Here is a 12892-nt window from a genome sequence, read left to right as displayed (position 1 = left end):
CCCCCTTCTCTCCCCCTAGCGCAAACGCGCGCACGCGGCTAAGGGCGCTTTCCATGTCGCAGATCACCGCTGAAATCGTCGCCGCCCACGGCCTGTCGGAAGAAGAATATGCGCGCGTGCTTGGCGCGTTGGGCCGCGAGCCCAACCTCGTCGAGCTGGGCATCTTCTCGGTCATGTGGTCCGAACACTGCTCGTACAAGTCGAGCCGTATTCATCTCAAGAAGCTGCCGACCACGGCCCCCTGGGTCATCTGCGGCCCCGGCGAGAACGCCGGCGTGATCGACATTGGCGATGGCCAGGCCGCCATCTTCAAGATGGAAAGCCACAACCACCCCAGCTACATCGAACCCTATCAGGGCGCCGCAACCGGCGTCGGGGGCATCCTGCGCGACGTCTTCACGATGGGCGCGCGCCCGGTGGCCAACATGAACGCGCTGCGCTTTGGCCGCCCCGACCACCCCAAGATGAAGCACCTCGTCCAGGGCGTCGTCGCGGGTATCGGCGGCTATGGCAACTGCGTGGGCGTGCCCACCGTTGGCGGCGAAACCAATTTCCACAAGGCCTACGACGGCAACATCCTGGTCAACGCGATGACCGTGGGCGTGGCCGATACCGACAAGATCTTCTATTCGGCGGCCACCGGCCTTGGCAATCCGATCGTCTATGTCGGCTCGAAGACCGGGCGCGACGGCATCCACGGCGCGACCATGGCCAGCGCCGACTTCGACGAAAAGAGCGAGGAAAAGCGCCCGACCGTGCAGGTGGGCGACCCCTTCACCGAAAAGCTGCTGATCGAGGCCTGCCTCGAACTCATGGCCACCGACGCCATCGTCGCCATCCAGGACATGGGCGCGGCGGGCCTGACCTCCTCGTCGGTCGAAATGGCCAGCAAGGGCGGCGCGGGCATCCGGCTCGACATGAACAAGGTGCCGTGCCGTGAAGAGGGCATGACGCCCTACGAAATGATGCTATCGGAAAGCCAGGAGCGCATGCTCATGGTTCTCCAGCCGGGCAAGGAAGGCATGGCCGAGGCCATCTTCCGCAAGTGGGAACTCGACTTCGCGGTGATCGGCGAAGTGACCGACACCGGCCACATGGTGCTCGAATTCAACGGCGAAGTGGTCTGCGACATTCCGCTCGACCCGCTGGCCGACGATGCCCCGCTCTATGATCGTCCGCACGTCAAGCCCGCCAAGCCCGCCCCGCTGGGCGCCTTGCCGGAAAGCGCGGACATCGCCGCCGATCTCGTCACGCTGATCGGCTGCCCCGATCTTGCCAACCGCCGCTGGATCTTCGAGCAGTACGACAGCCAGGTCGGCGCCGATACGCTCCAGAAGTCGGGCGGAGACGCTGCCGTCGTGCGCGTCCACGGGACGGACAAGGCGCTGGCGATCAGCACCGACTGCACCCCGCGCTATTGCTTTGCCGACCCCTACGAAGGCGGCAAGCAGGCCGTGGCCGAGACCTTCCGCAACATCTGCGCGGTCGGCGCCACCCCGCTCGCGATCACCAACTGCCTGAACTTCGCCAACCCGCAGCGCCCTGAAATCATGGGCCAGATCGTGGGCTGCCTCGAAGGCATGGGCGATGCGTGCCGCGCGCTCGACTATCCGATCGTCTCGGGCAACGTCTCGCTCTACAACGAATCCAAGGCCACCGGCGGCGGCTCGGCGATCCTGCCGACCCCGGCCATCGGCGGCGTGGGCCTGATGCTCGACCACGACAAGATGGCCACCATCGCCTTCAAGGCCGAGGGTGAAACCGTGTGGCTGCTCGGGCCCCAGGGCACCCATCTGGGCCAGTCGCTCTACTTGCGCGAAATACTCGGCCGCGAGGAAGGCGAAGCCCCCAGCGTCGACCTCGCCCTCGAACGCCGCAATGGCGAACTCGTGCGCGAATGGATCATCGACGGCAAGGTTACCGCCGTTCACGACCTTTCGGACGGTGGCCTCCTCGTCGCGCTCACCGAAATGGCGCTGGCGGGCAAGATCGGCGTCACGCTCGACGCCCCGCTCACCACCGCACAGGCCTTTGGCGAAGACCAGTCGCGCTATGTCGTCACGACCCGCGCGGATGTCACCCTCGAAGGCGCCACGCGCCTTGGCACGACGGGCGGCAGCAGCGTTGCGGGCGTGAGCCTCGACACCCTGCGCGAAGCCAACGAAGCCTTCTTCCGGGACTGGATGGAGGGCTAAGCCCCTCCACCACGCGTTCCGCGCGGTCCCAAAAGAAAAAAAGATCCTCCCCACAGCGTGGGGAGGTGGCAGGCCGCAGGCCTGACGGAGGGGCCAGCCCCTCAGCGCAGCAAACTGTCGGGATCGACCCCTTCACTGCGCCAGACCGCATGGGCCCGCGCATAGGCCGTGCCCGGCACGATCCCCAGCCGACGCCGCGCCTCGTCCAGATCGAGCGGCAGCAGCGCGCGAATCGATTGTTCCATCATGCGCGGGCAGCGCGCCCCGCGCCGCTTCGCCTCGCGCACCGCGGCAAAGACCGGCGCCCGGCTCCGGAGGCGCAAGCGCATCTGCAAGGCCGCCATCCACGCGATGAACAGATGCCCCGGCGCGGGCTGCTGGGGATAAGTGAACGCCAGCACGCAAGCCTCGCCCAGCGCATCGCGGCCATAGCCGGTGAGCACGTGCAGCAGGTCGTGCACGTCGCGCAAGCGGTGCATGTACCACTGGAAGCGGTCGTTGTAGCGCGGCCTTCCGGCCAGAAACCGCTCAGCCTCGTCGACGAGCCCCTGTGCGGTCAGCCCCTCGCTCTCCATGAAGTCGCAATAGGCCCAGCCCAGCGTGCCCGGCCCCATCGCGCGCAAGGCGGCATGATCGTCGAGGATCACGGGCAGCCAGGGCTCGGCGAGCGCAAGGGCATGGCCCTTCTCGCTCGCCAGAAACCGCGTTCCCGCCTTGCCCCCGCCCCGCCACGGCAAGGCGGCGAAGATCCCGAACACTTCGGCGGTGTTTTCGGTATTGTGCATCAGCCGCCGGAAATGGCCCCAGGCCTTGAGCGGGCGCAGGCGCGGCTTTTCCCGCGCGGGATCAATCAGCGGCAGGTCCGCAAAATCGCTCCGACGCGCAGGCATCAATCGATCACCCAGTCCTCTTGCGGAATGCCGAAGAGTTCGAGGATCGCGGTCAGGTCGCCCCGGTCGATCCGGCCATCAGCCGCCGCACGGGCCTTGGGCTTGGCGTAATAGGCAATGCCGAACGTGGCGGCCTCGATCATCGGGATGTCGTTGGCGCCATCACCGGTGGCCAGGCTCACCGTCGCGGGCCCGAGCCGCGCGGTCTCTTCGAGCAGCACGGCCTTCTTCACCCCCGAATCGACGATCCCGCCTTCGAGCTTGCCGGTCAGCTTGCCATCAACGATCTCCAGACGGTTGCCCACCACGCGCTCGAAGCCCAGTTCGGCGGCCACCGGATCGGCGAACGAGTGGAAGCCCCCGGTCACCAGCACCGTGTGGCACCCGCGCGACTTGAGCGTCGCAACAAGGGTGCGCGCGCCGGGCATGGCTGCGATCCGCTCGTCGAGGCACTGGTCGATCGCACCTTGCGAAAGCCCGGCCAGAAGGCCCACGCGCTCGCGCAGCGCGGATTCGAAATCGAGTTCGCCCTGCATCGCGCGTTCGGTGATGTCCGCGATCCGGGCCTTGAGGCCAGCGAAATCGGCCAGCTCGTCGATGCATTCCGCCGCGATCATGGTCGAGTCCATGTCCGAGACGAACAGGCGCGGTGTCTCGATGATCCGGTCGGAAATCAGCATGTCGCAGGCCGGGAAGCAGTGATCGAGGATCGTGCGGACTTTGGCCCTGTCTGCCGGTTGTTCGCCGTCGATCACCTCGATTTCGACGACCGAATCGGAAAAGTCGAGCATCCCGGCGCCCGCCACCTCGAAACCGGCGTCCTCGATCAGTTCCATCGCGCGCGCAAGATTGTCACCAAGCGTCTCCGGGTCTGCTATCAGACGGGCAATGAGCACTGAGAAATCCCTTTCACATTCTGGCCGTGGCCCCTCACATTCCAACCTGCCCCTCGCAAGGGCCGACCAGAACCGGGCGCTGGCGCTCATTGCAGGGCCGACCGCCAGCGGCAAGAGCGATCTTGCCGTCCGTCTCGCGCTGGCGCAGCAGGCGCGGGGCCGCAAGGCCGTGGTGATCAATGCCGACAGCGCGCAAGTCTATGCTGACCTTGCCGTCCTGAGCGCCCGCCCGAGCGAGGCCGAGATGCAGGGCGTGCCCCACCGCCTGTTCGGCGCCTGGGACGGCGCCACATCCTGTTCCGCCGCCGACTGGGCACAGGCCGCCCGTGCCGAAATCGAACAGGCCCACGAACAGGGCGCCCTGCCCATCCTCGTGGGCGGAACCGGCCTCTATATCCGCACCCTGCTCGACGGGATCGCCCCCGTCCCAGCCATAGACCCCGACATTCGCGCCGCCGTCCGCGCCCTGCCCGTGGACCTTGCCCATGCAGCCCTCGCCCGCGAAGACCCCGAGCGCGCCGCCGCGCTTCACCCCGCCGACACCACCCGCGTCGCCCGCGCGCTCGAAGTCGTGCGCTCGACCGGTCACCCCCTCGCCCACTGGCAGGCCCGGCGCGAGGGCGGGATCGGCCATGCGGTGGCCCTGCGCCCCCTTGTCCTGCTCCCCGAACGCGACTGGGTCTACGCGCGCTGCGACCGCCGCTTTGCCATGATGTGGGAAGGCGGTGCCCTCGCCGAAGTCGAGGCCCTGCTCGCGCGCCGGCTCGACCCTGACCTGCCGGTCATGCGGGCCATCGGCGTGCCCGAGATCGCCGCGTTTCTGGCCGGAACCCTCGACGCCGACTCTGCGATATCCTCCGGCCAGCAAGCCACGCGCCGCTATGTCAAACGGCAGTTCACCTGGCTCCGTCACCAGATTCCGGTCGATTGGCCCCGATTCACGAACGAAAATTACCTTGACACACCGCATATAGCAGCATTATTTCAAAACTAGCAGATTGACACGACCGTTTGTGTCAATTAGCAAGCCGTCAATTGCCTGACATTTGTCAGGTGCCCGAGTAGGGAGAGACGGCCCGGCACAGGTACCCTGTAGCCGGGCCGCAGTTTTTGAGGGTTTGGGCCGGCACAGGTACCCTGTAGCCAGCCACAGTTTTTGAGGGTTCAGGCCGGAGTAACCGGTCTGCGGTTTTTGTGAAATAAGGGCGCTCTTGCGGGCCCCCTGAAAGCAAGGAAACAAGGTCGTGAAAAGCGAGCGCAGCGGCGCTGAAATCCTGGTCGAAAGCCTGGTCGCCAAGGGCGTCGAATATGTGTTCGGCTATCCCGGCGGCGCCGTGCTTCCGATCTATGATGCGCTGTTCGGCGATGAACGCATCCGCCACATCCTCGTCCGCCACGAAGCGGGCGCCGCCCACGCCGCCGAGGGCTATGCCCGCGCGACCGGCAAGCCGGGCGTCGTGCTCGTCACCTCGGGTCCGGGGGCGACCAATGCCGTCACCGGCATTGCCGATGCGTTCCTCGATTCGATTCCGCTCGTCGTCATCACCGGGCAGGTGCCCACCGCGCTGATCGGCTCGGACGCGTTCCAGGAAGCCGATACCGTCGGCATCACGCGCCACTGCACCAAGCACAACTATCTGGTGAAGGACCCCGCGCAACTGGCCGCCACCATCGACGAGGCGTTCCGCATCGCCACCGAAGGCCGCCCCGGCCCGGTCGTCGTCGACATTCCCAAGGACGTCCAGATCGCCTCCACGCGCTGGAGTGGTCATGCCCCGCAGGCCCGCAACCGCTACAACCCGCAAGTCGAAGCCCCGGCGCAAGGCATCGCCGAAGCGGTCGCCCTGCTCGCCAAGGCCAAGGCGCCGGTATTCTACACCGGCGGCGGCGTGATCAATTCGGGCCCCGAGGCCACGCGCCTGCTGCGCGAGCTTCAGGCCCTGACCGGCGCGCCCGTCACCTCGACCCTGATGGGTCTGGGGGCCTTCCCGGCTGCCCACAAGGACTGGCTGGGCATGCTGGGCATGCACGGCACGTATGAAGCCAACATGGCGATGAACAAGGCCGATCTGGTCGTGTGCATCGGCGCCCGCTTCGACGACCGCGTGACCGGGCGCCTCGACGCGTTCTCGCCCGACAGCATCAAGATCCACATCGACATCGACCGCGCCTCGATCAACAAGACCGTTCAGGTCGATCTGCCGCTGATCGGCGATTGCGCCCGCGTGCTGCGCCAGATCATCGAGGGCTGGCTCGAAGCCGGGCACACCGCGCAGGACCTGACCGCCTGGCACGAGCGGATCGACGGCTGGCGCGCACGCCAGAGCCTGGCCTATCCCAAGCGCACCAACGGCGAGATCATGCCCCAGCTGGCGATCGAGCGCCTCTACGAGCTGACCAAGGACCGCAACCCGGTCATCAGCACCGAAGTGGGCCAGCACCAGATGTGGGCCGCCCAGCACTTCCACTTCCAGGACCCGAACAAGTGGCTGACCTCGGGTGGTCTTGGCACGATGGGCTATGGCCTGCCCGCCGCCATCGGCGCGCAGGTCGGCTGCCCGGATTCGCTGGTCATCGACATCGCGGGCGATGCCTCGATCCAGATGAACATCCAGGAACTGGGCACCGCCACGCAGTTCCGCCTGCCGGTCAAGGTCTTCATCCTCAACAACGAGTGGATGGGCATGGTCCGCCAGTGGCAGGAACTGACCTATGAAAGCCGCTATTCCAGCTCGTACTCCGATGCGCTGCCCGATTTCGTGAAACTGGCAGAAGCCTATGGCTGGAAGGGCATCCAGATCGACACGCTCGACGAGCTTGACGCAGGCATCCAGGCCATGATCGACCATCCCGGCCCGGTGATCGTCGATTGCCGCGTGACCAAGGAAGCCAACTGCTTCCCGATGATCCCCTCGGGCGCGGCGCACACCGACATGCTGCTCTATGGCGATCAGGTCGCCGGGACCATGGACGACGAAGCCAAGGCGCTGGTCTGAACAGATTTTAGAGTCGAGACACGCTTCCCATGATGAAGATCAAGATCCCGGCGCAAGAGCGCCATGTGCTGACCATCACGGTCGACAACGAGGCAGGCATTCTGGCCAAGATCGCCGGGCTGTTCACCGCGCGCGGCTACAACATCGACAGCCTGACCGTGGCCGACATCACCGACGAGCACGACGTCAGCCGGATCACCATCGTCACCCACGGCCCGCCCGCGGTGATCGACCAGATCCACGCCCAGCTCGAACGGCTCGTGCCCGTCCACAAGGTGACCGACCTTACCGAAGTGGGGCCCTACGTCGCGCGCGAACTCGCGCTGATCAAGGTCTCGGGCAAGGGCGAGAACCGCGTCGAGGCGCTGCGCCTGGCCGACGTGTTCCGCGCCCAGGTGGTCGACACCACCACGTCGAGCTTCATCTTCGAGCTGACCGGCGCGCCCGAGAAGATCGACACCTTCGTCTCGCTGATGAAGGAACTCGGCTTGGTCGAAGTCGGCCGGACCGGCATCGTGGGCATGATCCGCGGCACTCAGGCAGTCTAAGCTTTTTCTTTTTATTTCAAATTCATAAACAGAAACCCGCTCCTTCGCGGCCTTGCGCCGCGATCCATTTTCCCCGATAAGCGCTGCGCTTTTCCGGCCCGATGGATGCCCACGGCAGGACGACCCAACCAAGGACGAGTACCATGAAGGTTTACTACGACGCCGATTGCGATCTGAACCTGATCGCGGGCAAGAAGATCGCCATCCTCGGCTATGGCAGCCAGGGCCACGCCCACGCGCAGAACCTGCGCGATTCGGGCATCAAGGAAGTGGCCATCGCGCTGCGTCCCGGTTCGGCCAGCGCCGCCAAGGCGGAAGCTGCCGGCTTCAAGGTTCTCGCCAACGCCGAAGCGGCCGCCTGGGCCGACATCCTCATGATCCTGGCGCCCGACGAACATCAGGCCGCGATCTATGCCGACGACATCCACGCCAACCTGCGCCCCGGTTCGGCGCTGGCCTTTGCCCATGGCCTCAACGTCCACTTCGGCCTGATCGAGCCGCGCGCCGACGTCGACGTGATCATGATCGCCCCCAAGGGTCCGGGCCACACCGTGCGCGGTGAATACACCAAGGGCGGCGGCGTGCCCTGCCTCGTGGCCGTCCATCAGGACGCCACCGGCAATGCCCACGACGTGGCGCTGGCCTATGCCTCGGGCGTGGGCGGTGGCCGTTCGGGCATCATCGAAACCAACTTCAAGGAAGAGTGCGAAACCGACCTCTTCGGCGAACAGGCCGTTCTGTGCGGCGGCATCACCCACCTGATCCAGGCGGGTTTCGAAACCCTGGTCGAAGCCGGCTACGCCCCGGAAATGGCCTATTTCGAATGCCTCCACGAAACCAAGCTGATCGTCGACCTGCTCTATGAAGGCGGCATCGCCAACATGCGCTACTCGATCTCGAACACCGCCGAATACGGCGACATCGTGACCGGCCCGCGCATCATCACCGCCGAAACCAAGGCCGAAATGAAGCGCGTTCTGGCCGACATCCAGTCGGGCCGCTTCGTCAAGAACTTCGTTCTCGACAACCGCGCCGGCCAGCCCGAGCTCAAGGCTTCGCGCAAGGCCGCTGCCGCGCACCCGATCGAAAAGACCGGTGCCCAGCTGCGTGCGATGATGCCCTGGATCGGCGCCAACAAGCTGGTCGACCAGACCAAGAACTGATCGCGCGTCTCGCGCCTTCGGCTCGAAAAAGGCCGGTCTGCACCCGCAGGCCGGCCTTTTGCATGGGCAGTCAGGCTTGGGCGAGCCCGCTTTCCTGCGGCCCACTTCTACGGACAACCCGCAAGCCTCGACGAACCGCATGGCAAAATCATGCGTTCAAAATGTACACCATTTTGGACCAAATCGCGTAAAGCCCGCCGCCATGCGCCCGCTGCTTCTGATTCTCACTCTTGCACCCGCCTTGTGCGCGCTGTCGGCCTGTGGCGCGCCGCCGGCCCAGTCCGACTCGGCCTCCGCCTCCGGGCCGGACATGCCGCCCGACCATCAGAGCCCCTCCCTGCCCCCGATTATTCCGGCCCCGATCACCCCAGCCCCGATCACCCCAGCCCCGATCACTCCAGCCCCGATCGCGCCACCTGCCAGCGACGATCCTGCTGCACACGATTGCAACAAGCCGCTCAGCACGGCCTTCATCGGCTTGCCCGAATCGCCCCGGAATCGCGCGGCCCTCGACGCTGCGGTCGGGCATCATCCGGTCCGCTGGGTCCATCCGGGCGATGCCATCACGATGGATTACCAGCCCGGACGCCTCAACGTGATCCTCGACGAGACCGGGCGGATCGTGGCCACCCGCTGCGGCTGAACCCTGACGGGCCCACACATGACCGGGATCATGACCGGGATCTGGTCCATCAGGGTTTTTTCTGGACAAGCGGCGCGCGACACCCCATAGGCGGGCGCATGATCGCCCTGCTGAACCTTACCCTGCGACTTACGCGCCCTTGGGCGTGAGCTGACGCGTCGGTTTCGCGGCGCGCACGGCGCCCAAGGGTTCCTGTCGCAGTCTTCGAAATCACCGTAAAATCAAGGTTCAGCCTCATGGCCATGCTGAAGAATCCCGGCATCAAGTATCGTCCGTTCCCGCAAGTCGACCTGCCCGACCGCCAGTGGCCCTCGCGCACGATCACCAAGGCCCCGCGCTGGCTCTCGACCGACATGCGCGATGGCAACCAGTCGCTGATCGACCCGATGGATGCCGACAAGAAGGCCCGTTTCTTCGACCTGCTGCTCAAGGTCGGCATCAAGGAAATCGAAGTCGGCTTCCCCAGCGCGGGCGCGACCGAATATGATTTCATCCGGGGGCTGGTCGATCAGGGCCGCATTCCCGACGACGTGATGGTTCAGGTGCTGACCCAGTCGCGCGAGGATCTGATCAAGACCTCGTTCGAAAGCCTGGCGGGTGCCAAGCAGGCCATCGTCCACGTCTACAACGCCGTCTCGCCGCTGTGGCGCTCGGTGGTGTTCGGCATGGAAAAGAGCGAGGTCAAGGAAATCGCCCGTCGCGGCGCGACCCTGCTGCGCGATCAGGCCGCCCGCTTCCCGCAGACCGACTGGCACTTCGAATATAGCCCCGAGACCTTCTCGACTGCCGAACTCGATTTCAGCATCGAATGCTGCGAGGCGGTGATGGAGGTGCTCCAGCCGACGGTCGAAAAGCCGATCATCCTCAACCTGCCCGCCACGGTCGAGGCCTCCACGGCCAATATCTACGCCGACCAGATCGAGTATTTCTGCCGCAACCTGCCCGGTCGCGACCGTGCGGTGATCAGCCTGCACACCCACAACGACCGGGGCACCGGCGTGGCCGCTGCCGAACTGGGCCTGATGGCGGGCGCCGACCGCGTCGAAGGCTGCCTGTTCGGCAATGGCGAGCGCACCGGCAATTGCTGTCTGGTGACCGTGGGCCTGAACCTCTACACGCAGGGCGTCGATCCCGAACTGGACTTCTCGGACATCGACGAAGTGATCCAGACGGTCGAATACTGCAACCAGCTGCCCGTCCACCCGCGCCACCCCTATGGCGGCGAACTGGTCTTCACCGCTTTCTCGGGCAGCCATCAGGACGCCATCAAGAAGGGCTTCGCCGCGCAGGAAAAGCGCAACGACGAACTCTGGTCGGTGCCCTACCTGCCGATCGACCCGGCCGATCTGGGCCGCAGCTATGAAGCGGTGATCCGCGTCAACTCGCAGAGCGGCAAGGGCGGGTTCGCCTGGGTTCTGGAACAGGATCAGGGCCTCAAGCTGCCCAAGAAGATGCAGGCGCACTTCTCGCGCCACGTTCAGGAACTGGCCGACGAACTGGGCCGCGAGCTTCAGGCTGGCGACATCTGGGGCGTGTTCCGCAAGACCTACCGCCTCGATGCGCCCCAGCACTTCGCGCTGGTCGACTATGACGAACAGCGCAGCGCCGACGGCACCCGCGTCTTTGCCGGCAAGATCGAGGTCGAAGGCAAAGTCCAGTCGGTCAGCGGTCGTGGCAATGGCCTGATCTCGTCGGTCGTCGCCACGCTCAAGGACGACTTCGGCGTCAACCTCGAAGTGCGCGACTACTCCGAACACGCGATGGGCAGCGGCACCAATGCCCGTGCGGCGGCCTATGTCGAATGCGTGCTCGCCGATGGCCGCGTGGTCTGGGGCGTGGGCATCGACGAAGATGTCGCCACGGCCAGCGTGCGCGCGATCCTTTCGGCAGCCAACGCCGGACGCTGAGGCCGAACGCTGGAGAAAACCGGCGCGAAGGGGCTTTCGGGGCCCCTTCGCACCCCTCCCTGCCCGCTTTTTTCAGACACCGCGCGCTCGCAAGGCGCGCTCCATCGCGGCGGCTTCGGCCATGCGCCCTTCCTCGCGCCACGCGGCCAGCAGAAGACGCATGGCGGCAAGGCTTTGCGGGTTCGCATCAAGATAGCGTGCGGTCACCGTATCAGCCGCCCGAGGCTGCCCACTGGCCCGCAAGGCCGCGTCGAGGCGCCGCAGGACGGGTTCGCCAAACCGGATCGTGGCGGCCTGTTCGTATTGCGCAACGGCGCCGCGCGGATCGCCGCCCAGCATCCTCACATCGCCCGCCACCAGCCAGGCCTGCGAGGCCCCCGGATTGGCGTCGCGCAAGCGGTCGGCCACCACGCGGGCCTGATCGCCCCGTCGCGCGGCCAGCAGCCCGCGCACATAGGGCACGGCCACCCCGGCGAAATTGGGCGCATCCTGATAGCGCAAGGAGAGCGCACCCAGCGGCTGATCGGGGGGAATGGATACGAAGGGCCCTCTCCCGCCCCCAGCCTCACCCGCCGCCCCGCCCCCTGCCCGGCTCAGGCCCGCGCTGGCGAGCATGGCCTGCCCGCGCGCCTTCTGCCCCAGGGCCAGCCAGCTGCGCGCCACCAGCACCTTGAGATAGGGAGAGGCAAACGGCTGGCGCGCAACCGCATCCCAGCGCAGGACGACCTGCCGGTTGTCGCCGCTCCGCGCCGTGACCCGTGCCAGCAACTGCTGGGCCTCCAGATTGCCGGGCTGAAGACGGGCCAGCCGTTCGAGCAGCCCGGCAGCAACCGCATAATTGCCCGCCCGATATTCGAGCACGCCGCCCAGCAGCATCGCGCCGGGCAGGTCGCGCAAGGCTGTCCCCGTGCGTTGCAACAGGCTGCGCGCCAGTTCCGAACGTCCCGCACGCGCGGCGAGCACGGCCTGAAGATAGAAGATGCGCGGCTCGCCCGGATCGGCCTGGGCCAGACGCCGGACCGCCGCCAGCATGTCGCGGTTGCGCCCCATGTCGCCCAGCGTGGCCGCATATTCGACCAGCAGGCCCGCGTCGTCGGGATGGAAGCGCAGCCCCTGCTCGAACCAGGGCAGCCCGGCGCGCAAGCCGAAGCGCGCGCGCACCATCATCCCGCGCATGGCCAGCGCACGGGCGCTGCGCGGGGCCAGTGTCACGGCCCGTTCGGCGGCTTCCTGCGCCTGGGCTTCCTCGCCCCCGGTAAAGCGCAGCCGGGCGATGGAGACCCACAAGTCGGCATCGCCCGGCGCCACCTTGAGCGCCTGGTCGAAATCCTGCCCGGCCTGTGGCAGATGGCCTTCGCTCATCGCCAGTTCGCCGCGCATGCGCCAGCCCAGCGCCGCCGTGTCGGGCGTGAAATCACCCTTGTCCAGAATACGGTGCGCCTCGACCCGGTCGTCCCGCGCCAGCAGGGCCGCACCCAGATCGGCGCGCAGGGCATCTTCGGAGGCGCCCTTGCGCAAGGCCTCGCGCAGCGGCACTTCGGCGGCAATCGGATCGTGCCGGGCCAGCGCGGCGCGCGAACGGGCGCGCAAGGCGTCGATCCCCCCATCCGCCTGCGAGGACAGCGGCCAAAGCCCGGTCAAAAGCCCGGCCACA

Annotated in this window: 10 protein-coding genes; 7 read left to right on the top strand and 3 right to left on the bottom strand. The window is 66.5% G+C overall.

What is annotated here, in order from left to right; genetic code table 11:
- Positions 1–53 precede the first annotated feature (53 nt).
- Positions 54–2195, top strand: a complete 2142-nt coding sequence (gene purL, locus SBI20_RS00515) for a phosphoribosylformylglycinamidine synthase subunit PurL (protein WP_317973182.1) — start codon at positions 54–56, stop codon at positions 2193–2195.
- 101 nt (positions 2196–2296) lie between these two features.
- Here purL and SBI20_RS00510 read toward each other — a convergent pair whose 3' ends face one another.
- Positions 2297–3085 (bottom strand): Coq4 family protein, encoded by a 789-nt coding sequence (locus tag SBI20_RS00510; protein ID WP_317973181.1) that lies wholly within the window; start codon positions 3083–3085, stop codon positions 2297–2299.
- A complete protein-coding gene (serB, locus tag SBI20_RS00505; protein ID WP_317973180.1) occupies positions 3085–3981 on the bottom strand; it encodes a phosphoserine phosphatase SerB in 897 nt (298 codons plus the stop codon). The genes SBI20_RS00510 and serB overlap by 1 nt, the downstream gene beginning before the upstream one ends.
- Between serB and miaA the strand changes: the two genes are divergently transcribed.
- The 6 genes from miaA to leuA all read left to right on the top strand — a co-directional run bounded on the left by miaA (position 3974) and on the right by leuA (position 11238).
- Positions 3974–4975 carry a tRNA (adenosine(37)-N6)-dimethylallyltransferase MiaA gene (miaA, locus tag SBI20_RS00500; protein WP_317973179.1) on the top strand — a complete coding sequence of 334 codons (1002 nt, stop codon included), beginning with the start codon at positions 3974–3976 and terminating at the stop codon, positions 4973–4975. The two genes, serB and miaA, sit on opposite strands and share 8 nt — an antisense overlap.
- Before the next feature lie 250 nt (positions 4976–5225).
- Entirely contained in the window at positions 5226–6977 is a 1752-nt protein-coding gene (gene ilvB, locus SBI20_RS00495) for a biosynthetic-type acetolactate synthase large subunit (RefSeq protein WP_317973178.1), read from the top strand.
- Between the two features lie 29 nt (positions 6978–7006).
- Positions 7007–7525 carry an acetolactate synthase small subunit gene (gene ilvN, locus SBI20_RS00490; protein WP_411911481.1) on the top strand — a complete coding sequence of 173 codons (519 nt, stop codon included), beginning with the start codon at positions 7007–7009 and terminating at the stop codon, positions 7523–7525.
- Positions 7526–7668: 143 nt separating this feature from the next.
- Positions 7669–8688: a ketol-acid reductoisomerase gene (ilvC, locus tag SBI20_RS00485; RefSeq protein WP_317973177.1), complete on the top strand. Its 1020-nt coding sequence runs from the start codon at positions 7669–7671 to the stop codon at positions 8686–8688.
- A 202-nt stretch (positions 8689–8890) separates the two neighbouring features.
- Positions 8891–9331: an I78 family peptidase inhibitor gene (locus SBI20_RS00480; protein WP_317973176.1), complete on the top strand. Its 441-nt coding sequence runs from the start codon at positions 8891–8893 to the stop codon at positions 9329–9331.
- A 236-nt stretch (positions 9332–9567) separates the two neighbouring features.
- The gene (gene leuA, locus SBI20_RS00475) at positions 9568–11238 is read left to right on the top strand and encodes a 2-isopropylmalate synthase (RefSeq protein WP_317973175.1); all 1671 of its coding nucleotides are present in this window, start codon (positions 9568–9570) and stop codon (positions 11236–11238) included.
- A gap of 72 nt (positions 11239–11310) precedes the next feature.
- On the opposite strand, the gene SBI20_RS00470 is transcribed toward leuA, so the two are convergent.
- Complete coding sequence (locus tag SBI20_RS00470; protein WP_317973174.1) at positions 11311–12891, bottom strand: tetratricopeptide repeat protein; 1581 nt, start codon at positions 12889–12891, stop codon at positions 11311–11313.
- Position 12892: the final 1 nt, after the last annotated feature.

This window comes from Novosphingobium sp. IK01 (genome assembly GCF_033242265.1).
In the GTDB taxonomy this organism is placed as follows: domain Bacteria; phylum Pseudomonadota; class Alphaproteobacteria; order Sphingomonadales; family Sphingomonadaceae; genus Novosphingobium; species Novosphingobium pituita.
This window is presented reverse-complemented; position numbering and strand designations above follow the sequence as displayed.

What these genes read in the sequence shown, in the direction of transcription:
- purL (WP_317973182.1), top strand. Translation starts at nt 54, where the DNA reads ATGTCGCAGATCACCGCTGAAATCGTCGCCGCCCACGGCCTGTCGGAA.
- SBI20_RS00510 (WP_317973181.1), bottom strand. Translation starts at nt 3,085, where the DNA reads ATGCCTGCGCGTCGGAGCGATTTTGCGGACCTGCCGCTGATTGATCCC.
- miaA (WP_317973179.1), top strand. Translation starts at nt 3,974, where the DNA reads ATGAGCACTGAGAAATCCCTTTCACATTCTGGCCGTGGCCCCTCACAT.
- ilvN (WP_411911481.1), top strand. Translation starts at nt 7,007, where the DNA reads ATGATGAAGATCAAGATCCCGGCGCAAGAGCGCCATGTGCTGACCATC.
- ilvC (WP_317973177.1), top strand. Translation starts at nt 7,669, where the DNA reads ATGAAGGTTTACTACGACGCCGATTGCGATCTGAACCTGATCGCGGGC.
- SBI20_RS00480 (WP_317973176.1), top strand. Translation starts at nt 8,891, where the DNA reads ATGCGCCCGCTGCTTCTGATTCTCACTCTTGCACCCGCCTTGTGCGCG.
- leuA (WP_317973175.1), top strand. Translation starts at nt 9,568, where the DNA reads ATGGCCATGCTGAAGAATCCCGGCATCAAGTATCGTCCGTTCCCGCAA.